Annotated in this window: 19 protein-coding genes and 1 tRNA gene; 13 read left to right on the forward strand and 7 right to left on the reverse strand. The window is 59.9% G+C overall.

Features of this window, described 5'->3' with window-relative positions; translation table 11 throughout:
• Window positions 1-19: 19 nt before the first annotated feature.
• Window positions 20-1,153 carry a tRNA-guanine(34) transglycosylase gene (locus C1896_16030; GenBank protein ID AZZ46282.1) on the reverse strand — a complete coding sequence of 378 codons (1,134 nt, stop codon included), beginning with the start codon at window positions 1,151-1,153 and terminating at the stop codon, window positions 20-22.
• A complete protein-coding gene (locus C1896_16035) occupies window positions 1,150-2,199 on the reverse strand; it encodes a tRNA preQ1(34) S-adenosylmethionine ribosyltransferase-isomerase QueA (protein ID AZZ46283.1) in 1,050 nt (349 codons plus the stop codon). The genes C1896_16030 and C1896_16035 overlap by 4 nt, the downstream gene beginning before the upstream one ends.
• Window positions 2,200-2,312: 113 nt before the next feature.
• Here C1896_16035 and C1896_16040 point away from each other — a divergent pair.
• The 3 genes from C1896_16040 (at window position 2,313) to C1896_16050 (ending at window position 3,647) form a co-directional block, all read left to right on the forward strand.
• A tRNA-Leu gene (locus C1896_16040) sits at window positions 2,313-2,399 on the forward strand.
• 439 nt (window positions 2,400-2,838) lie between these two features.
• Window positions 2,839-3,051, forward strand: coding sequence for a cold-shock protein (locus C1896_16045; GenBank protein AZZ46284.1), 213 nt, complete (start codon window positions 2,839-2,841; stop codon window positions 3,049-3,051).
• 98 nt (window positions 3,052-3,149) lie between these two features.
• The gene (locus C1896_16050; protein ID AZZ46285.1) at window positions 3,150-3,647 is read left to right on the forward strand and encodes an RDD family protein; all 498 of its coding nucleotides are present in this window, start codon (window positions 3,150-3,152) and stop codon (window positions 3,645-3,647) included.
• A gap of 77 nt (window positions 3,648-3,724) precedes the next feature.
• Here C1896_16050 and lptG read toward each other — a convergent pair whose 3' ends face one another.
• Window positions 3,725-4,786 (reverse strand): LPS export ABC transporter permease LptG, encoded by a 1,062-nt coding sequence (gene lptG, locus C1896_16055; GenBank protein ID AZZ46286.1) that lies wholly within the window; start codon window positions 4,784-4,786, stop codon window positions 3,725-3,727.
• Window positions 4,779-5,900, reverse strand: a complete 1,122-nt coding sequence (lptF, locus tag C1896_16060; GenBank protein ID AZZ46287.1) for an LPS export ABC transporter permease LptF — start codon at window positions 5,898-5,900, stop codon at window positions 4,779-4,781. The genes lptG and lptF overlap by 8 nt, the downstream gene beginning before the upstream one ends.
• Window positions 5,901-6,085: 185 nt before the next feature.
• Here lptF and C1896_16065 point away from each other — a divergent pair, with 185 nt between their 5' ends.
• The 8 genes from C1896_16065 (at window position 6,086) to C1896_16100 (ending at window position 16,002) form a co-directional block, all read left to right on the forward strand.
• Entirely contained in the window at window positions 6,086-7,579 is a 1,494-nt protein-coding gene (locus tag C1896_16065) for a leucyl aminopeptidase (GenBank protein AZZ46288.1), read from the forward strand.
• Window positions 7,580-7,601: 22 nt separating this feature from the next.
• A complete protein-coding gene (locus tag C1896_16070; GenBank protein AZZ46289.1) occupies window positions 7,602-8,021 on the forward strand; it encodes a DNA polymerase III subunit chi in 420 nt (139 codons plus the stop codon).
• Window positions 8,022-8,147: 126 nt separating this feature from the next.
• Window positions 8,148-8,513 carry a DNA polymerase III subunit chi gene (locus tag C1896_16075; protein AZZ46290.1) on the forward strand — a complete coding sequence of 122 codons (366 nt, stop codon included), beginning with the start codon at window positions 8,148-8,150 and terminating at the stop codon, window positions 8,511-8,513.
• A 158-nt stretch (window positions 8,514-8,671) separates the two neighbouring features.
• Window positions 8,672-11,506 (forward strand): valine--tRNA ligase, encoded by a 2,835-nt coding sequence (locus C1896_16080; GenBank protein AZZ46291.1) that lies wholly within the window; start codon window positions 8,672-8,674, stop codon window positions 11,504-11,506.
• 357 nt (window positions 11,507-11,863) lie between these two features.
• On the forward strand, window positions 11,864-13,246 hold the full coding sequence (locus tag C1896_16085) for a sodium:proton antiporter (protein ID AZZ46292.1): 1,383 nt from the start codon (window positions 11,864-11,866) through the stop codon (window positions 13,244-13,246).
• A 71-nt stretch (window positions 13,247-13,317) separates the two neighbouring features.
• Complete coding sequence (locus C1896_16090; protein AZZ46293.1) at window positions 13,318-13,611, forward strand: hypothetical protein; 294 nt, start codon at window positions 13,318-13,320, stop codon at window positions 13,609-13,611.
• Window positions 13,612-13,785: 174 nt separating this feature from the next.
• Window positions 13,786-14,955 (forward strand): MFS transporter, encoded by a 1,170-nt coding sequence (locus tag C1896_16095; GenBank protein AZZ46294.1) that lies wholly within the window; start codon window positions 13,786-13,788, stop codon window positions 14,953-14,955.
• A gap of 42 nt (window positions 14,956-14,997) precedes the next feature.
• Window positions 14,998-16,002 carry a 23S rRNA (adenine(1618)-N(6))-methyltransferase RlmF gene (locus C1896_16100; GenBank protein ID AZZ46295.1) on the forward strand — a complete coding sequence of 335 codons (1,005 nt, stop codon included), beginning with the start codon at window positions 14,998-15,000 and terminating at the stop codon, window positions 16,000-16,002.
• 34 nt (window positions 16,003-16,036) lie between these two features.
• Here C1896_16100 and C1896_16105 read toward each other — a convergent pair whose 3' ends face one another.
• Window positions 16,037-16,228, reverse strand: a complete 192-nt coding sequence (locus C1896_16105; GenBank protein AZZ46296.1) for a hypothetical protein — start codon at window positions 16,226-16,228, stop codon at window positions 16,037-16,039.
• 270 nt (window positions 16,229-16,498) lie between these two features.
• On the reverse strand, window positions 16,499-17,710 hold the full coding sequence (locus C1896_16110; protein AZZ46297.1) for an MFS transporter: 1,212 nt from the start codon (window positions 17,708-17,710) through the stop codon (window positions 16,499-16,501).
• A 149-nt stretch (window positions 17,711-17,859) separates the two neighbouring features.
• Here C1896_16110 and C1896_16115 point away from each other — a divergent pair, with 149 nt between their 5' ends.
• Both C1896_16115 and C1896_16120 read left to right on the forward strand, forming a co-directional pair.
• Window positions 17,860-18,867: a nucleoid-associated protein YejK gene (locus C1896_16115; GenBank protein AZZ46298.1), complete on the forward strand. Its 1,008-nt coding sequence runs from the start codon at window positions 17,860-17,862 to the stop codon at window positions 18,865-18,867.
• A gap of 168 nt (window positions 18,868-19,035) precedes the next feature.
• A complete protein-coding gene (locus tag C1896_16120) occupies window positions 19,036-19,833 on the forward strand; it encodes an undecaprenyl-diphosphatase (protein ID AZZ46299.1) in 798 nt (265 codons plus the stop codon).
• 49 nt (window positions 19,834-19,882) lie between these two features.
• Here the strand turns inward: C1896_16120 and C1896_16125 are convergent, their stop codons facing one another.
• Window positions 19,883-20,821, reverse strand: coding sequence for a glutathione S-transferase (locus C1896_16125; protein ID AZZ46300.1), 939 nt, complete (start codon window positions 20,819-20,821; stop codon window positions 19,883-19,885).
• Window positions 20,822-20,866 lie beyond the last annotated feature (45 nt).

A 20,866-nucleotide genomic window follows, 5' to 3' on the forward strand; every position in this document is an offset into this window, starting at 1 on the left:
CAGTTTAGTTATGGATTCGTCACGCAAGCGGCGGCGTTGGCAGGCCACGCTTGGCATAGAAGGCGTCGACAAAGGCCGCCAATGTACCCTGTTGGATAGCGTCGCGTAAACCAGCCATCAGGCGCTGGTAGTGCCGCAAGTTGTGGATGGTATTGAGCATACTGCCCAACATTTCGCCGCATTTATCCAGATGGTGCAGATAGGCGCGAGAGAAGTGTTTGCAGGTGTAACAATCACAACCGGCATCCAGTGGAGAATCGTCGTAGCGGTGCGAAGCGTTGCGGATCTTGACTACCCCGACATCGGTAAACAAGTGCCCGTTTCGCGCATTGCGGGTCGGCATCACGCAATCGAACATGTCCACCCCTCGGCGCACGCCCTCAACAAGGTCTTCTGGCTTGCCGACGCCCATCAGGTAACGAGGCTTGTCCGCTGGCATCAGTGGCGGCAGAAAGTCGAGCACGCGGATCATCTCCTCTTTCGGCTCCCCGACGGAGAGGCCACCGATCGCCAGACCGTCAAAGCCGATCTCGCACAACCCCTCCAGCGAGCGCTTGCGCAGCGACTCGTGCATGCCGCCTTGCACGATGCCGAAGAGTGCAGCTGGACTGTCGCCGTGAGCGTCCTTGGAGCGCTTGGCCCAGCGCAGCGACAACTCCATTGAACGCCGTGCGACGTCTTCGTCAGCCGGATAGGGGGTGCACTCATCAAAGATCATCACGATGTCGGAGCCAAGATCACGCTGCACCTGCATCGACTCTTCCGGCCCCATGAAAACCTTGGCCCCATCCACCGGCGAGGCGAAATAAACGCCCTCTTCCTTGATCTTGCGCATCGCACCCAAGCTGAACACCTGGAAACCGCCGGAGTCAGTCAGGATCGGGCCCTGCCACTGCATGAAATCATGCAGGTCTCCGTGCGCCTTGATCACTTCGGTACCGGGTCGCAGCCACAAATGGAAGGTATTGCCGAGGATGATCTGCGCCCCGATCCCTTCAATGTCACGCGGTAGCATGCCTTTCACAGTACCGTAGGTACCCACCGGCATGAACGCCGGGGTTTCCACGCTGCCACGCGGGAAGGTCAGGCGCCCGCGGCGCGCCCGCCCCTCGGTCGCGAGCAGTTCGAAAGACATGTGGCAGGTACGACTCATTGGGAATCCTCGGGGCCGCGCGGGGCCGAATTGCGAGTGATGAACATGGCATCACCGTAGCTGAAAAAGCGATAACCCTTGGCAATAGCCTCGGCATAGGCGGCCATCGTTTCTGGATAGCCAGCGAACGCCGACACCAGCATCAAGAGGGTTGATTCAGGCAGATGGAAGTTAGTGACGAGCGCATCGACAACATGAAACGGCTTGCCCGGGTAAAGAAAGATGTCGGTATCGCCACTGAATGGCTTGAGCACACCGTCGCGCGCAGCACTCTCAAGCGATCGCACGCTGGTGGTACCGACGGCCACCACCCGACCACCGCGAGCATGGCAAGCCGCCACGGCATCGACGACACCCTGGTCGACCTCGAGCCATTCGCGATGCATATGGTGCTCTTCGATACGCTTGACACGCACCGGCTGAAAGGTGCCGGCCCCTACGTGCAGCGTCACAAACGCACTCTCAACGCCTTTATCACGTAGGGCCGCCAGCAATTCCGTATCGAAATGCAATCCCGCCGTTGGTGCAGCAACTGCGCCCGCCCGTTGCGCATAAACCGTTTGGTAGCGTTCTCGGTCTGCCACGTCGTCCGGCCGATCTATGTAGGGCGGCAAAGGCATATGGCCGACGCGCTCGAGCAACGGCAGCACGTCTTCCTCGAATTCCAGTTCGAACAACGTATCTTGCCGCGCCAGCATCACCGCCTCACCGCCCCCCTCAATATGAATTCTGGCGCCTGCCTTGGGGGATTTACTGGAGCGGATATGCGCCAGCACCCGACGACCATCGAGCACGCGCTCGATAAGCACCTCGACTTTGCCGCCAGTGTCTTTCTGGCCGAACAGGCGCGCCGGAATGACCCGCGTGTTGTTGAACACCATCAGGTCGCCGGGACGCAAGTAATCGAGCAACTCGACGAAACCATGGTGACCCAAAGAACCGCTCGGACCATCGAGCGTTAGCAACCGACTGGCACGACGCTCGGCTAAAGGATGTCGGGCAATTAGCGAATCGGGGAGATCGAAGGAAAAAGCGGAGACTTGCATTGAAAGATCAGCACGGGGCATCAGGGGCGCAAAGCTTAGCGGAAACACCTCATTCTGACCACGCCAGACGATTGACCGCTTCGCAATGCATCCCTATACTGCGCCGCCACTGTGCCTCGATGGCGGAATCGGTAGACGCAGCGGATTCAAAATCCGCCGTTGGTAACAACGTGAGAGTTCGAGTCTCTCTCGAGGCACCATTATCAGTGACCAGAGGCAGCTATTACTTCTGGTGAAGGGGAACCGCAGCTGAACAGCGGCTTCACCCCTAGGACAGGCCAACAGCAGCCTGCCGAAGCAAGCCTTACGCATCATTGAAATGCAGATTCACACTGGCGAAACCGCTGGCTGCACCGGCTGAATCAAACTGCGATAACACGAATTTCGGCAACACCAAAAAGCACTGAAAGCACCGCTTGCAGTGGGCGTCATTCTATGACTCCAAAGGGCTTGGCATCGCCCAGCGAGTTATCGTAGAGTGTGCCCACTGTGTTTGCATGGGTCGCTGTTGAATCGTGGCCTGATGCAGTAGATCTTCAGATCCGCTACATCCGTTCGACTCTTTACTCCTTGCAACCAGTCTCCGCTTTCTGCACATGCAGAGGCGTTTCCACTATTGAGTTTCAAGGATACAAAGCTATGTCGAATCGTCAGAACGGTACCGTCAAGTGGTTTAACGACGAAAAAGGTTTTGGTTTCATCACTCCCGAAAGCGGTCCGGATCTGTTCGTGCACTTCCGCGCGATCGAAGGCAACGGCTTCAAGAGCCTGAAAGAAGGCCAGAAGGTCAGCTTCGTAGCTGTACAAGGTCAAAAGGGCATGCAGGCTGACCAGGTTCAAATCCAGGAATAAGCCCCACCCCGAAAAGCCCCTGATGACAACATCAGGGGCTTTTTTATGCGCGCGTTTCCGTAGAATGCGCCACCGCCTTCCCTCGCGAGACAACAAGCATGCGCAACCACCCGCTAAGCCCGCAGGGCCAGTTTCCTGCCGCCGGCCTGATTCGTAGACTCGCCGCTCTCTTCTACGATGCTTTTCTGTCGATTGCACTGATGATGGTGGTCACGCTTTTCTACCAACAAGTGATCTTGCGTTTTTTTTATGGGAGCGAAGGACTTAGAGCAGTAGCGGAAGCAGGCGACCTGGATATAGACCCCATCCTCTCGACACTCTTACTGTTCGCCCTGTTCGCATTTTTTGCCAAATTCTGGACGCATAACGGTCAGACGCTCGGCATGCAGGTCTGGGGGGTGCGCATCCAGAACACCGATGGCAGCGCCATCGACCTGTGGCAGGCCCTGTTGCGCTTCCTGATTGCGATCATGTCCTGGCTTGCGCTGGGATTGGGCTATTGGTGGATGCTCTGGGACAAGCAACACCGAACCTGGCACGACATCTATTCGGAGAGCCAAGTCGTGCAGCTACCGAAAAACATCCATAAGAAATAGCCTTAAGCCCGGAATCAATCTCCCTCTCCTGCACGACTGAGACAGCTCAAGGCTTTGGAGCTTGCTGCGGATTCTAATCAACCCGCACGCCGCAACAACCAGACACCTGCCAGCGCACAGATGCCCGCTGGCACAGCCACCGCCAGCAGCGGCGAGAAGCCGAATACCTGGCTCGCCGGACCCAGCAGGTCCTGCAAAATGCGGAACACGAAGCCAACAATGACACCGGTAAAAATGCGCTGGCCAAGCGTTACGGAGCGCAACGGCCCAAAGATAAACGAGATCGCCAGCAATACCAGCGCCACCGTTACCGCCGGCTGCAACACCTTGCTCCAGAACGCCAACCAATAGCGGCCATTGTTCAACCCTTGCTCACCCAGATAGTGGATATAGCGCCACAACCCCGTGATGGACAATGCATCCGGCTCCATCACAACAGTACTGACCAGCTGGGGCGTCAACTGCACATCCCACGCCTCCTGAGCCGCCTTCGTGACCTCGGTATGATCACCTCGAAAGTGCGTCGTCGCGACATCACTGAGTAGCCACTGATCACCGTCGTAACGGGCTCGGCGGGCGAAGCTTGCCGACTGCAGCTGCCGTTGCTCATCGAAACGATAGCGGGTAACTCCAAGGAGCAAACCACTCGGCTGCACTGCATTGATATGCACAAATTCATCACCCTGACGATGCCAGAGCCCGCGTTTGCTGCTTTGCGCCTCACCAGCACCCTGTGCCGAGGAACGGCTGGCTTGCGCAATATTCTCGCTCCACGGCGATACATATTCCCCGATCAGCACCCCTATCAGCAGCAGCAGCAGCATTGGCTTCATTACAGCCAACACGATTCGCCCCAAAGACACGCCTGCGGCACGCATGATGGTCAGCTCGCTACTGCTCGCAAGCGTGCCAAGGCCAATAAGGCAACCAATCAACGCCGCCATAGGCAGCATCTCGTAGATCCGCGATGGCGTGGTCAGTAATACGTAAACGGCGGCGTTCAAGGTGCCGTAACCACCCTTCACATCACCCAACTCGTCAATGAAGGCGAACAACAAGGCCAGACCGACAATGATGCCGAGCACCGTCAGAATCGCCAGCAGAACATGGATGCCAATGTAGCGATCAAGCTTACGCATGGGCGGCCCTCGACAGGCTGCGGCGCTTGCTAATGGCAAGCCTCAGCGGTTCCCAGTACAACATCAACATCCCTATGGCAAAGAAGATTCCATGCACCCACCAGAGCCCCAAGGCCGGGGATATTCGACCCTTGTCCAAAGCGCCACGTGCAGCGATGAGTAACGCGAGGTAAGCCATATACAGAAGAATTGCAGGCAGCAGCTTCAGAAAGCGCCCCTGGCGTGGATTGACCTTCGACAGCGGGACCGCGAGCAGCGTGACAATGAACACCAATAGCGGCAAAGAAAGGCGCCACTGCAGTTCGGATTGCAAACGAATATCGTCGCTCCCAAGCAGATCGAGCGTCGGCATTGACTCACGCTCGCTCAGCTCGACACTGACCTCCGGCCTGGGCAACAGCACGCCATAGGTGTCGTACTGGATCGCCCGGTAGTTTGCCTGACCCGGATTGCCGTCGTAGCGATAGCCGTTTTCAAGAATCAGATAGCGGCTCCCGTCAGGCTGAATTTCCTGGCGTCCGCGTTCGGCTACCAGCACGGAGAGCCCGCGCTTATCGCCAGTGGAGCTGGAAAGGTTGGTTTCGGAGATGAACACACCAGCCAACTCGGTGCGATCAGCAGTCAGCTCGCGGGTATAGGTCACACGGGTACCGTCGCGCAGTGTCTGGAAGCGGCCCGGCACCAGCGTGTCGAACTCGGTCAGCGAGTCCTGCTCGTTGAGGATGCGATCCACCTCAGCCACACCCTGCGGCGCCAGTCCGAGGCTCAACCAACCGACTAGGCCGGCAACCAGTGCAGCCGGCGCCAGGCTATATGTCAGCAGGCGGCGCTGACTCATGCCGGTAGCCGAGAGAACGGTCATCTCACTGTCGAGGTAGAGCCTGCCGTAGGCCAGCAGAATGCCGAGAAACAGGCCCAGCGGCAGAATCAACTGCAGGAATCCCGGCAGACGGAACCCCATGATCATTAGCAGGACACCCGGATCGAGCAGCCCCTGTGCGGCCTGCGCCAGATATTTGATGAAACGGCCGCTCATGATGATCACCAGCAGCACGGCGCTTACAGCGCTCAGGGTAACCAGAAGCTCACGGGACAGGTAACGAAAGACGATCAAACCGGACACTCCAGGGTTGTCAGGCTCCGGCGGCTACGCTCAAACTAGCCACCAAGCAGCCGGCCCGCCCGTAACAGGACGTTGGATTCACTCAGCATTTTCCAGCGCCCCGGTAGACGAACCACCGGAAAACAAGCCCGGCATTATCCTGCAAACCCGACTCTTTGTCTTGGGGACTCGACGCCATGGAATTCGTTGTAAAGAACACCAAAGCCGCTGCAGCCAAAACAGCCACCCTTGTTCTGCCTGTTGGCGAAGAGGGTCTGCTCGGCGCGACAGCCCAGACTGTGGACCAGGCCAGTGGAGGCGCCATAAGTGCGGTGCTCAAGCGCGGCGACCTGAAAGGGAAACCGGGACAGACCCTGCTGCTGCATAACCTGCCAAACCTCAAGGCGGATCGCGTCCTGTTGGTTGGCACCGGCAAGGATGACGAGCGCGACGGGCGCCAGTGGCGCAAGATTGCCGGCGCAGCACTCGGCGTACTCAAAGGTCTTGCTGGCAGCGATGCGACGTTCGCCCTGCAAGATGTCCAGGTCAAAGACCGTGACACCTATGCCCGCGCTCGCATGCTGGTCGAAGTATTGGCCGATGGTCAGTACGTTTTTGACCAGTTCAAGAGCAAGAAGAACGACGAACCCAAGCTCGGCAAGATCACCCTATTAACTGACAAAGCGGATCAGGCACGCGTCGAGCAGGCTGCTCGTCACGCCGCAGCGATTGCCGCCGGCATGAGCTTCGCCCGCGACCTCGGCAACCTGCCGCCGAATATTTGCCATCCGAGCTATATGGCCGAGCAGGCCAAGCAGCTCGGCAAAACCTTCAAAGGCCTTAAAGTCGAGGTTCTGGACGAAAAGAAGCTGCGTGAACTTGGCGCGGGTTCGTTTCTCGCCGTGTCCCAGGGCAGCGATCAGCCCGGTTGCATCGTCGTCATGCAATACAACGGCGGCAAAAAAGGCGAGCAGCCCTACGCCCTGGTCGGCAAAGGCATCACGTTCGACACGGGCGGCATCAGCCTCAAGCCCGGCCAGGGCATGGACGAAATGAAGTACGACATGTGCGGTGCTGCCAGCGTGCTCGGCACCTTCCGCGCCGCATTGGAACTTCAGCTGCCGATCAATCTGGTCGGCTTGCTCGCCTGCGCAGAGAACATGCCGAGCGGCAACGCTACCCGCCCCGGCGACATCGTCACCACCATGAGCGGGCAGACCGTTGAGATCCTCAACACCGACGCCGAAGGTCGGTTAGTGCTCTGCGATACCCTGACCTATGCCGAGCGTTTCAAGCCGCGCGCGGTAATTGATGTCGCGACCCTGACCGGTGCCTGCATCGTAGCGCTGGGCAGCAACACGTCCGGCCTGCTGGGCAACAACGACGAACTGCTGCAGCAAGTACTGGGCGCCGGCCAAAAAGCCGACGACCGCGCCTGGCAACTGCCATTGTTCGACGAGTATCAGGAACAGCTCGACAGCCCCTTCGCCGACATTGCCAATATTGGTGGTCCCAAGGCCGGTACCATCACTGCGGCCTGCTTCCTATCACGCTTTACCAAGGCCTACCCCTGGGCGCATCTGGACGTCGCTGGTACCGCATGGATCAGTGGCGGTAAGGAAAAAGGCGCGACGGGACGCCCGGTCCCCTTGCTGACCCAGTACCTGCTGGACCGAGCCGAGCAGGCATGAGCAAAGCGAGCGGATACCGGGCATGACTCGAATCGAGTTCTACGTGCTGCCGGACAGCCAGCCGGTGGGTCGTGCTAGAGCGGCCTGCCAGTTGGCGAGCAAAGGCTGGCAGCACGGCCTATCGGTATTTATTCGCTGTCAGGATAACCAGCAGTGCAGCGAACTAGACGCGCTGCTCTGGACGTTTCGTGCAGAGCGCTTCATTCCGCATGAGTTTCATGATGACGATCCACACGCACCCGTGGTGATTGGCACGGAGCAGCCACCCGCTGCGGCACAAGGCCTGCTGATCAACCTCTCACCTACGCTATCGCCGCACACTGATCAGTTCAGCCGGGTAATCGAAATCGTCAATCAGCAGCCTGAGCTGCTGACCGTCTGCCGGGACAATTTTCGCCTCTATCGGCAGCGTGGCTATGATCCAAAGAGAGTCGAGCTTTAAGGCGCACTGGCCGAACGCGATGGAGCCGCCACGTCAGCGCCGATCAGCAACGATAGTTACTGGGCCAATGCCCGATCAGGACCACCCCCTAACACGCCTGGACGCTCAATTCCGGATGCCCCGTACATGACGCAATCGCGCCCCCCAAAAGCCCATCTTCTTGATGATCTGGAATCCATTCGTGCGCTGCTGGGTGACCAAGACCCGCCACTGCTGAGCGATACGCTGGACCCGGACAGCTTTCCCTTGCTTTCGGAAATCGTCGAACACCCACCCGCACCGGCCGCCGAACCTGAGGTCGAGCCGCGCGAACCTGCCGTGCGTACAGCTTTTAGGACGCTCGCCGAGCGTCATCTCGACCATGAATTGCGCAATGCTGCGCAACTCATTCTGCAGGAGGTCATCGACGACTATGTCCCGCAGATCGAAGCCGAGTTGCGCGTCCGCCTGGAAGCGCGCGCCGAGCAGCTGATCAAGTCCCATCGTTCCTGAGTTGCATCCAACCGAGGCAAACGCCACGCCGGAATAGATACTTACGCGCGGCTCAGCTGTGCCGGCGGGACAAAAGCGGCATCGCAATCCTGTCGATCATCCACTTTGCCTTTATACTTGCCCGCTTTTCCGATCAGCCGTTCTAAGGGTCCCGCCGCATGGACAAGACCTACCAGCCGCACGCCATCGAAACCTCCTGGTACCAGACTTGGGAAACGAATAACTATTTCGCACCCCAAGGTTCAGGCGAGCCCTACACCATCATGATCCCGCCGCCGAACGTCACCGGCAGCTTGCATATGGGCCATGGGTTCAACAACGCCATCATGGATGCACTGATTCGCTTCCGACGGATGCAGGGCCGCAACACCTTGTGGCAGCCGGGTACAGATCACGCCGGCATCGCCACTCAGATGGTAGTCGAGCGTCAGCTGAGCGCGCAGGGCGTCAACCGCCACGACCTGGGCCGCGAGAAGTTTCTCGATAAGGTCTGGGAGTGGAAGGAAGAGTCCGGCGGCAACATCACCCGTCAGATCCGCCGTCTGGGTTCCTCGGTGGACTGGTCGCGCGAACGCTTCACCATGGATGCGGGCCTGTCTAACGCCGTAAAGGAAGCCTTCGTGCGGCTGCATGAGGATGGTCTGATCTACCGTGGCAAGCGCCTGGTTAACTGGGACACCAAGCTGCACACCGCAATCTCCGATCTGGAAGTGGAAAATCACGACGAGAAAGGTCACCTCTGGCACCTGCGCTACCCGTTGGCCGATGGCTGCAAGACCGCCGACGGTCTGGATTATCTGGTGGTCGCCACGACTCGTCCGGAAACCATGCTGGGCGACGCCGCCATCGCCGTGCACCCTGAGGACGAGCGCTACAAGAGCCTGATCGGCCGCCACGTCATGCTGCCGCTGGTCAATCGTCTGATCCCGATCGTTGCCGACGATTACGTCGACCTTGAGTTCGGCACTGGCTGCGTGAAAATCACCCCGGCCCATGACTTCAATGACTACGAGGTCGGCAAGCGCCATCACCTGCCGCTGATCAATATCTTCGACCAGAACGCCTGCATCCTGGCCCGCGCCCAGGTGTTCAACATTGACGGTTCAGTGAACGACAAGGTCGACGCCAGCCTACCGGACGGCTACGCGCACATGGACCGTTTCGATGCACGCAAGGCCATCGTCGCCGAGTTCGACGCCATGAGCCTGCTGGAAAAGATCGACGACCACGCGCTGAAAGTGCCGCGCGGCGACCGCTCGGGCACCATCATCGAGCCGTGGCTGACCGATCAGTGGTACGTCTCCACCAAGCCGCTGGCCGAGAAAGCCATCGCGGCCGTGGAAAGCGGCGAGATTCAGTTCGTGCCCAAGCAGTACGAGAACATGTACTTCAGCTGGATGCGCGACATTCAGGACTGGTGCATCAGCCGTCAGCTCTGGTGGGGCCACCGCATTCCAGCCTGGTACGACGAAGCGGGCAACGTCTATGTCGGCCGTGACGAAGTGGAGGTGCGCAGCAAGTACAACCTCTGCAACAACGTCGAACTGCGTCAGGACGAGGACGTGCTGGACACCTGGTTCAGCTCTGGGCTGTGGACATTCTCCACCCTCGGCTGGCCAGAGCAGACCGAATTCCTCAAGACTTTCCACCCCACTGACGTACTAGTCACCGGCTTCGACATCATCTTCTTCTGGGTCGCCCGGATGATCATGTTGTCCACGCACCTGACCGGGCAAATCCCGTTCAAAACCGTGTACGTACACGGCCTGGTGCGTGATGGCCAAGGTCAGAAGATGTCCAAGTCCAAGGGCAACGTGCTAGACCCGCTGGATATCGTCGACGGCATCACCCTCGACGAGCTGCTGACCAAGCGCACCAGCGGCATGATGCAGCCCAAGCTGGCGGAGAAGATCGCCAAGCAGACCCGCTCCGAGTTTCCTGAGGGCATCGCCAGCTACGGCACCGACGCCCTGCGCTTCACCTTCTGCTCGCTCGCCTCCACGGGTCGCGACATCAAGTTCGACATGGGCCGCGTCGAGGGTTACCGCAACTTCTGCAACAAGATTTGGAACGCCGCCAACTTCGTCTTCGAGAACACCGAAGGCAAGGACACCGGCGCCAACGACGAGCCCGTCGAGCTGTCGTCGGTGGATCGCTGGATCATTTCCGCGCTGCAGCGCACCGAGGCCGAGGTGACTCGCCAGCTCGAGGCCTTCCGCTTCGACCTGGCAGCGCAAGCGCTCTACGAGTTCATCTGGGACGAGTACTGCGCCTGGTATCTGGAGCTGGTCAAGCCAGTGCTATGGGACGAGACCGCCAGCGTCGAACGCCAGCGCGGCACTCGCCGCACCCTGGTGCGCGTACTGGAAACGGCACTGCGTTTGGCACATCCGTTCATGCCGTTCATCACCGAGGAAATCTGGCAGCGCGTCGCGCCGCTCGCAGGCAAATCCGGCCCGACCCTGATGCTGCAGCCGTGGCCAGAATTCAATCCGGAGCGCATCGACGAAGCCGCCGAAGGTGATATCGAGTGGGTCAAGGCCTTCATGTTGGGTGTCCGCCAGATCCGCGGCGAGATGAATATCTCAATGGCCAAACGCATCGACGTAGTGCTGGCCAACGCCTCGGCCGAAGACCAGCGTCGCCTCGCCGATAACGAACCGCTACTGAAGAAACTGGCCAAACTGGAAAGCGTTCGCGTCCTCACTCAAGGCGAAGAACCGCCGCTGTCAGCGACGGCGCTGGTGGGCGACATGCAGGTGCTGGTGCCCATGGCAGGCCTGATCGACAAGGACGCCGAACTTGCCCGCCTCGACAAGGAAATTGGCCGCTTGGACGGCGAAGTGAAGCGTGTCGGTGGCAAGCTCGGCAACGCCGGCTTCGTCGACAAGGCGCCGGCCGAGGTCATCGACAAGGAGCGCGCCAAACTGGCCGAGGCCGAGCAGGCCAAAGCCCGGTTGCTCGAGCAGCGCGAGCGCATCGCCAGCCTGTAACGAAGCCAGAGGCCAGCACTTGATGTGCTGGCCTTTTTGCTTAGGCATCTGCTCTTGATTGATGACAAGTCGCCTTCAGTGCCGCTGATACACTATGCCGCACACGACAATAACGAATTGCAACTGACAGGCCTGAACCAACGCGGAAAGCTCCACGACATGAAGTAAGTCAGCAGCGAAGCAAGCCCAGGTAGTTTGCTTTACGCGCAGCCGTCCACGACGCAGGTATTACCTTCCGTATCACGGTTACTTAATTCTCTCGCACCGCAAGTCGCCCATTTTTTAAGCCTGTCAGCCCCGAGCCAGAACAACAATCCGAATGGCCCGGTACGGTTTTTAAAAAATGGAGCCCCTCCGATGTATGTACTCATGGCTGTTCTATTTGTTCTGGGCTATCTATGCATAGCCTTCGAGCATCCGCTGAAAATCGACAAGGCCGCCGCGGCGATTCTCACAGCAGTGCTGTGCTGGACCGCATTGATACTCGGCGCGGAATCCATCGTGCCGCTGTTGCCGTCAGCCGGCCATGACCTGGCCGATCCGTCAGCCTATGTAGTCGAATCACTGCGGCACCATCTGGGCGAAATCTCGGAGATCCTGTTCTTCCTGCTCGGCGCCATGACCATCGTCGAACTCATCGATTCGCACGAAGGTTTCAAGGTCATCACTGACCGTATCCAGACGCGAAAGCGCGTGCATCTACTGTGGATCATCGGCTTCCTAACCTTCTTTCTGTCCGCCGCACTGGACAACCTGACCACCACCATCGTCATGGTCTCGCTGCTGCGCAAACTGATCCGCGGCCGCCCAGAACGCTGGTTGTTCGTCGGCGTCGTGGTGATAGCTGCCAACGCTGGCGGCGCCTGGTCACCGATTGGCGACGTTACGACGACCATGCTCTGGATCGGCAACCAGATCACCGCCTCTGGCGTGATCGTCGGGCTGTTTATCCCGAGCCTGGTCTGCCTGCTGGTCCCCCTGTTGATTCTCAGTTTTAGCATGCGCGGCGAAGTGCCCCGCCCTGGCGCCCGAGCGCACCTGGCCGAAAGTAATCCGCCAGCCACGACGGCGTTCGAGCGCAATCTGGTATTGGCGCTCGGTATCGGCGCGCTGGTATTCGTGCCGGTCTTCAAGACCGTCACCCACTTGCCGCCGTATATGGGCATCTTGTTCGGACTCGGCGTGCTCTGGGTCACTACCGAATTTCTACATCGTCACAAAGAAGACGATCACAAGCACCCGCTCTCGGTCGTGGGCGTTCTGCGCAAGGTCGATACTCCGAGCGTGCTGTTCTTCCTTGGCATCCTTCTGGCGGTTGCGGCGCTCGCTACAGCCGGTCACCTGACCCAGGTCGCCACGGCGCTGCGTGACACCCTCGGACATATTTATCCGATCAACTACAGCATCGGCCTGCTGTCGGCGGTGGTGGACAACGTGCCACTGGTTGCCGGCTCGATGAAGATGTATCCGTTGATCAGCCCGGAGACGCTGGATGCAGCACCCGCCGCCGAAGTCGCCTGGCTGTCGCAATTCGTCGTAGACGGCAATTTCTGGGAGATGCTGGCCTATTGCGCCGGGACGGGTGGCAGCACGCTCATCATTGGTTCAGCCGCAGGCGTAGCAGCCATGGGCATGGAAAAGATCAGCTTCACTTGGTACGTCAAGCGCGTCAGCCTGCTGGCTTTCCTTGGTTACACAGCCGGCGCCGTGACCTATATAGGCATGCTCGCACTGCGTTGATGCACAACCGTCTAGCTCGCTGAGCGCACGAAGCCGCTCAGCGAACCTAGCCGTTAACGTTGGGAATCGTGATGACAGTCAGCAAAACCAAGAGCAGTTTCTATCGCCGTTTATATGTCGCCTGGCTGATTGACAGCGGTGCAGCCACGAGCGTGCCTGCTCTGGTAGCGACCGGAATGCCGCGCCGAACGGCACAGGACACCTTAGCGGCCCTTGCCGATCTGGACATTGATTGCCGCTTCACTCAGGACGACGGCGAGCGGCATAACGCCGGCCATTACCAGATCCATGACTGGGGCGCGATTGACCCGCTATGGATCGAACGCAACCTGGCGCAGATCAAATCCGTTCTCGGCTATCCGTGACTGCCCGCGGAATACTTACATTCTCTAATACCGCTCAGTGGACCCGGCAGGTCGAGCGGGTGCGTACTCATGCTACCCGCGTGCTCGCAAATCCCCTTTAACCATCAGTAGCGTGGTCGTTCGCCAGGCGTGCCGCTAAGCTGTGGACCTCTTCGCCTGCACGGTTAGTCGTCAATGTCTCAACGCCCCGCCCTGTTCCCGGTTCTGCTCGCTGGTGCCGCCTTGCTGCTGGTTGTCCATGGACTGGGACGTTTTGTCTACACGCCACTTCTTCCGTGGCTGGTAGAGGACGGCTTACTGACCGTACAACAGGGCGCTAGTATCGCCACCTGGAACTACTTGGGTTATTTGGTCGGCGCGCTACTCGCCCTGCGCTGGCATCAGGTCACGCAGATACGTCGCAGCCTGCCGTGGGCACTGGTGCTGCACATCGTGACAACGCTGGCGCAGACCCAGGCCGAATCGGTGGAAGCCCTTTCGACGCTGCGCCTGCTCAATGGCATCAGCAACGGCCTGGTCTTTGTCCAGGCACCCTCGTTGATTCTGGAATGGTTGGCGCGTCATCGTCGCGTGTCGTCCAGCGGCCTCGTCTATCTCGGCGTCTGCGTGGGGCTGATCCTGTCCAGCTTCATGGTTAGCCTGAGCAACGGTGTACTGCAGGGCGCCGACCGCTGGTGGCCCGCGGCACTGCTCTCTATCCCCCTAGCCTGGTGGGGCTGGCGTCAGTTGGCGAACCTCGACATGCCGCCGGACGAGGCGCCCACGGAAACGACACAGGCTCCAAGCGGACGCCTGCTGGATCGTGCCAGCACTCCCCTGTTTCTCTCGTATGCCGGCGCCGGCATGGGCTATATCTTGCCGATGACCTTTCTACCCATGGTTGCCCGGCTGCAGGTTGAACCAGGCGACTTGCTGGTGGAAAGCAGCTGGTTGGTGGTGGCAGTGGCCACCCTGCCTTCACCCTGGCTCTGGAATCGCCTCGGCGCTCTGTTCGGCGACACACTGGCACTGCGCTTAAGCTATGTCACGCAACTGGCCGGTGTCCTGGCTGCGCTCTTACTGCCCGGCGCGTGGGGGATTTTGTTATGTGCCGTACTGGTCGGCGGGACCTTTCTTGGCACCGTGTTGCTGACCCAACGCCTGGCACGCGCCCTTCATCCGCACCAGGGACCGCGACTGTCAGCAGCACTGATTGCGCTCTACAGCCTGACCCAGCTGGCCGGCCCCTGGCTCACTGGCGTCTGGCTAGGCATGGGCGGCTCTCTGCACAGCGCCTTCTGGCTCGGTGCCGGCGCGCTGTTGTGGGGGCTGATCTGGATGCTGCTGGTGCCACGTCGAGCCTGAAAGCTGGGACAATACGGTTTTTACCGCTAGCGACAGCCGAACATGACATCCAGACCAGCCACACCGCCATCGCACAAGGCCACGCCTGCGGTCAAAAAGGCCGTCCTGCACCCACGGAACCGCCACACCGGGCGCTATGACTTTCCAGCGCTGATAGCGGGCAACCCCGAGTTGGCGAAGTTCGTCGTTATCAATCCCTACGGCAAGGAGAGCATCGATTTTGCCGACCCGGATGCGGTCCGCGTATTCAATCGGGCACTGCTCAAGCAGTTCTACGGAATCGTGCATTGGGATATACCGCCGGGTTACCTGTGCCCGCCGGTACCAGGCCGGGCCGACTATCTGCACGGTCTAGCCGACTTGCTGGCGGACGAAAATGCTGGAGAGATTCCTCGCGGCACAGGCATTCATGCGCTGGACGTTGGCACTGGCGCTAACTGCATCTATCCATTGATCGGTCTGCGCGAGTACGGCTGGCGCTTCACGGGGTCGGATATCGACGCAACTGCACTGGCGTCGGCCCGTACGATCGTCACCGCCAATAAGCTGAGCAAGAGCATTGCGCTGCGCCCGCAGCAGCACCCCCGCCACGTATTTGAAAACCTGATGCAGGCCGACGACCGCTTCGACGTCACGCTTTGCAATCCGCCCTTCCATGCTTCCCAAGCAGAGGCCAGCAGTGGCAGCCAGCGCAAGTGGCGCAACCTTGGCAAGCTCGACCCCAAGCGCAAACTGCCCACCCTTAACTTCGGCGGTCAGGCGGCAGAACTCTGGTGTGAAGGCGGGGAGGCAGCATTCATTGCGCTGCTGGCAGAAGAAAGTCGCGGCGTGAACCAACAGGTCTGCTGGTTCAGCACGCTGGTGTCGAAAGCAAGCAACGTACAGCCGCTACAGGCTCGGCTCAAAAAGCTCGGCGCCCAGCAGGTCCGCGTATGCGAAATGTCCCAGGGGCAAAAGCGCAGTCGCTTCGTGGCCTGGAGCTACCTCGATGATGAACAGCGCGCGAAGTGGCGTGCTGATCGCTGGTCGAATCGCCAGTCAGGCTGATCGTTTCCGCCACGATCAGCTGAAACATTTCACCTCAGACGGCAATATCCCAGCGTTGGCGATCTTTCAGGGCCAGCGTCTGGATATACCGAGGCTCCCCGTTGATTTCCTCCAGCTCGGTCATCCCGGCGAGTTCGCCGACAACGCGATAGCGCTTGCCGACGCGCTTGTCCTGCAGCGGATAGAGCTGGGCGATCTGTTGGGCGAGTTCGGTAAGTGTGGACATGGTTCGGTAGCTCCAGATAACTGCATGCCGCAGCTTTTTACAGGCCTTAGGTTACGATTCAACGACAACCTTCCTTCGTCTCGCCTGTTGGAGCCACCCGTTGCGCAATTGATTCCCTACCAGAGGCAAAAACTACCCGAACGATTGATCAGCAGATACCTACACCCAGCTGTAGCAGAGCCAGGCCGCCCTGCTGCCAGCCCCACCAAGCCGCAACCAAGAGCAGCGACGCCAACACGGCGCCGCCTGTCCATAACCAGGCGCGGCGCATCAGGCCGTACCTGCAGCCAAGCGCACGCGCTCGACGGGTTGCTCACGAATTGGCCAGTTGAGCGCAGCAGCCATCAGGCTCAGTGCGATGGAAATCTGCCAGACCAGGTCGTAACTGCCAGTCGTGTCATAGACCCAGCCGCCCAGCCAGCCACCGAAGAACGAGCCGATCTGGTGGAACAGAAACACGATGCCGCCCAACATCGACAGATTGCGCACGCCGAACAGCGTAGCGACCGTGCCATTGGTCAAGGGCACGGTGGACAGCCACAGCAACCCCATGGCGATGCCGAAGGCATAGGCGGTCCAGAGCGTCAGCGGAGCGAAGAAGAACGCGCTGATCACCACCGCTCGGGCCAGATAAAGCGCGGTCAGCAATTTCGGCTTCGAATAACAACCGCCCAGCCAGCCCGCTGTGTAGGTACCGACGATGTTGAACAGCCCGACCAGCGCCAGCACCGTCGTGCCGGCCATCGCAGGTAACTGCTTGTCGACCAGATATGCGGGCAAATGTATGCCGATGAATACGACCTGAAACCCGCAGACGAAGAAACCCAGCGCCAGCAGGCGGAAGCCCGAGTGGCTGACCGCTTCACGCAGCGCCTCCATCAGCGTCTGCTGCGGGCCGGTCACTGGCGCTGCTGGCCCACTGCGCAGCATCAACGCCAGCGGCATGATCAGCGCCACCAAAAGCCCCAGCGCCAGCAAGGCCGACGACCAGCCAAGCCAGCCGATCAGACCGAGCGTGCCGGGCAGCATGGCAAACTGACCGAACGACCCGGCTGCGCTGGCTATACCCATCGCCATGCTGCGTTTTTCGACCGGCACCGCGCGCCCGACTGCGCCAAGGATCACGGAAAACGATGTTCCGGAAAGCCCCAGCCCAATCAGCAGGCCTGCACTGAGGGACAACGATACCGGGGAATCCGCACCCGCCATCAGCAACAGGCCGACCGCATAAAGCACGCCACCGAGCAGCACCGCACGGGCCACACCGAAACGGTCCGCCAGCGCGCCGGTAACCGGCTGCGCCAGGCCCCAGATCAGATTTTGCAGGGCGATGGCAAAGGCAAAGGTCTCACGCCCCCAGCCAAATTCCGCGCTCATGGGTGGCAGGAAAAGGCCGAATCCGTGTCGGATTCCCAAGGAAAGGGCAAGGATCAAGGAGCCACCCAGCAGGATCCAGGTACTGTTGCGCCAAATCGCATTCATCACTGACACGCTTTGCAAAAATCGAGGGGGATCCATCTTACTCGCAACCACCTCGTCATCCACCTCCCCCTTTTTAATCAGGCGAACGGCGAGCGGAGGGTTGCTCGGGTAAACTGCCGCCTGTCTGCCTTCTCGACGCGAGTACCTCCATGCCGATTCGCCACTGCATCGTTCACCTGATCGAAAAAAAGCCGGACGGCACACCTGCCGTTCTCCATGCCCGTGACTCGGAGCTGGGCGATTCCCAAGCCATCGAGAACCTGCTGGCCGATCTAAACGAAAGCTATAACGCCAAGCAGGGCAAAGCCTGGGGCTACTTCCATGACGAATCGGGCGCCTACCCCTTTAGCGGCTGGCTGACGCAGTACATGGACGGCAACCAGAATTTCACTGCATTCAGCCGGCAAGCCGTGGAACACCTGCAAAAGCTGATGGAGGAATCCAACCTTTCCACTGGCGGCCATGTGCTGTTCGGCCACTACCAGCAAGGCATGACCGATTACTTGGCGATCGCATTGCTGCACCACAGCAATGGCGTAACCGTTACCGACGCGCTGGATGTCGCCGAAGCCCGGCACCTGGACCTGGGTCAACTGCATCTGGCGACGCGGATCAATCTGTCCGAGTGGAAGAACAACAAGCAGTCCAGGCAGTACATTTCCTTCATCAAGGGGAAGAACGGCAAGAAGGTCTCGGAGTATTTCCGCGATTTCATTGGCTGCCAGGAAGGTATCGACGGCCCCGGTGAAACGCGCACGCTGCTCAAAGCCTTCAGCGACTATGTCGAAAGCGAAGACCTGCCCGACGAAAAGGCACGCGAGAAGACCAGCGCGCTGGTGGGCTATGCCAGCAGTCAGGCCAAGATCGGCGAGCCCATGTCGCTGGAGGAGCTGTCCGGCGTCATCGACGAGGAGCGCCCACGCGCCTTCTACGATCACATCCGCAACAAGGACTACGGCCTTTCGCCGGAGATCCCCGCTGACAAGCGCACCCTGAACCAGTTTCAGCGATTCACTGGCCGGGCCGAAGGACTGTCGATCAGCTTCGAATCACACCTGCTGGGCTCGAAAGTCGAATACGACGAAGCCCGCGACATGTTGATCATTCGCAACCTGCCAACGCAGCTGACCGATCAGCTCAAGCGGCGCAAGGGATAAGCCCTGAGCGGCGAAGCCTGCACACCGCAGGCTCCTGAGGGTTGTCGGAAGCCGGAGCCAAGCACGCCGCTACGAAAATCTGTCTCCTCGCTGGAATGAAACGGCCATCTGCCAGTCAGATGGCTGCTGCTGCAACCCTGTACGACCCGCTACGGCTAAGGATTCACAATGGATTGGCTGCACCTGATTATTCTGTCCGTGGTCCAGGGCATCACTGAATTTCTCCCGATTTCGTCTTCCGCGCACCTCATCCTTCCTTCGCAAGTGCTTGGATGGCCCGACCAGGGCCAGGCATTCGACGTCGCGGTACACGTCGGCACCTTGCTCGCCGTCTTGATCTGTTTCCGTCACGAGGTGATCGCGACCACCCGTGGCTGGCTGGCGCACGTGTTCCGCCGACAGGTCAGCGCGCAAAGCCGTCTCGGCTGGGCGATCATCATCGGCACATTGCCGGCGGGCATCATCGGCTTGCTGCTCGAGGACTACATCGAGCAGTACACCCGATCGATGCTGTTCATCGCGGCTACGACCATCATCTTCGGCCTGCTGCTGTGGTACGCGGACGTCAAGGGCCGGCGTGTCGCCGAAATGGATCAGCTGACCTGGAAAAGCGCGCTGATCATCGGCTTTGCCCAAGCGCTAGCGCTGATTCCCGGCACCTCCCGCTCGGGTATCACCATGACTGCGGCCCTGCTGCTCGGATTCACCCGGCAGACCGCGGCACGCTTCTCCTTTCTACTGTCGATACCGCTGATCCTCGCTGCAGGCGGGTTGAAAGCGGTCGAGTTAGCCCAGTCAGGTGAAGCCGCGCCGTGGAATGACATTTTCATCGGCGCCGCACTGTCGTTCGTTGCGGCGTTTCTCTGCATCAAGCTGTTCCTCAAGGCGCTCGACGCCTTGGGTATGCTGCCCTTCGTGATTTATCGCTTGCTGCTGGGTGTAACGCTGCTATTCATCGCGCTCTGACGAGCGGCTTAAGAAGGCCCGCGCAACGGGTTTGCGCGGGCCAGAAGCATCAACGGGCGTCGATGCGATAGCCGATGCGAGGGAAGTGCACATGGACGACGCCGGCACGCTCATCCTCACGTCGCAGAATCAGCTCTTCCACACCAGCGAAGACCAGCTCACCTTCAACCGGATCGGTGCCGTAATCCACTGCGGATATGGTCACGGCTTGCCCCGCCTCGAATCCATTGGGCTCGGAGAACGGCTCATCCGGCAAGTCCGCAGGCGTCGCGTCGCGAGCAATCGACACGGCCTCTTCCGGCGATAGCTCGGACAGCGAGCCATGCCCCACTGCCAGCACCTTGCCAAGCCAGGCCGCCACGTCCGGATAGGCATCGACCAGCGGCGCCGTCACTGGTGTGCCTTTAAGGAACCAAAGGCAATGGGCGACAGCGAAGTCCGCTACGCAAGGTGCAGCACCAAGCAGAAACTCTCCGCTACCACGCGCTAATTGCTGTTGCAGGCGCGCCATCAGGACCGGCCAGTGATTCTTCGCCTGTTCAAGCGGAATGCGAGCCACCGAGCCGCTGCTGAACAAGGCGGTGCGGTCCTTACTGAACACCTCGATGAACGCTTTAGGCACTTGAGCGAAACGCATGGCCATGGATTCCGGCTGAAACACCAGGCTCACGGCATGCAGGAACAGCACCGAGTCAGCCCACTGTGCCAGCGTCGCCGCAACGAACTCCTGCCCTTCGGGAAACAGCGCGGGCGTGGCTTTCTCAGCTTCGAGGCGACGCGCAATCAGTGCGGTATCGCAATAAATGTCGGCGCCGACCTGAAGTACCGGAGTACGCCGATAGCCGCCTGTCAGCGCCGTGAGATCAGGCTTGGGCATGACCGGAGGAATTTGCACCGAACGCCAGGACAGCTGCTTGAAACCCAGCATCAGTCGCGCTTTTTCGGCAAAGGGCGAGGTGGGATAGTGGTGCAGGATCACTTCGTGCATAGCAGGCTCCGCCAGTCGTTAGGTAGAACGGCAGCTTACCCGCGC

The sequence above is a fragment of the Pseudomonadaceae bacterium SI-3 genome (assembly GCA_004010935.1).
Taxonomy (GTDB): domain Bacteria; phylum Pseudomonadota; class Gammaproteobacteria; order Pseudomonadales; family Pseudomonadaceae; genus Stutzerimonas.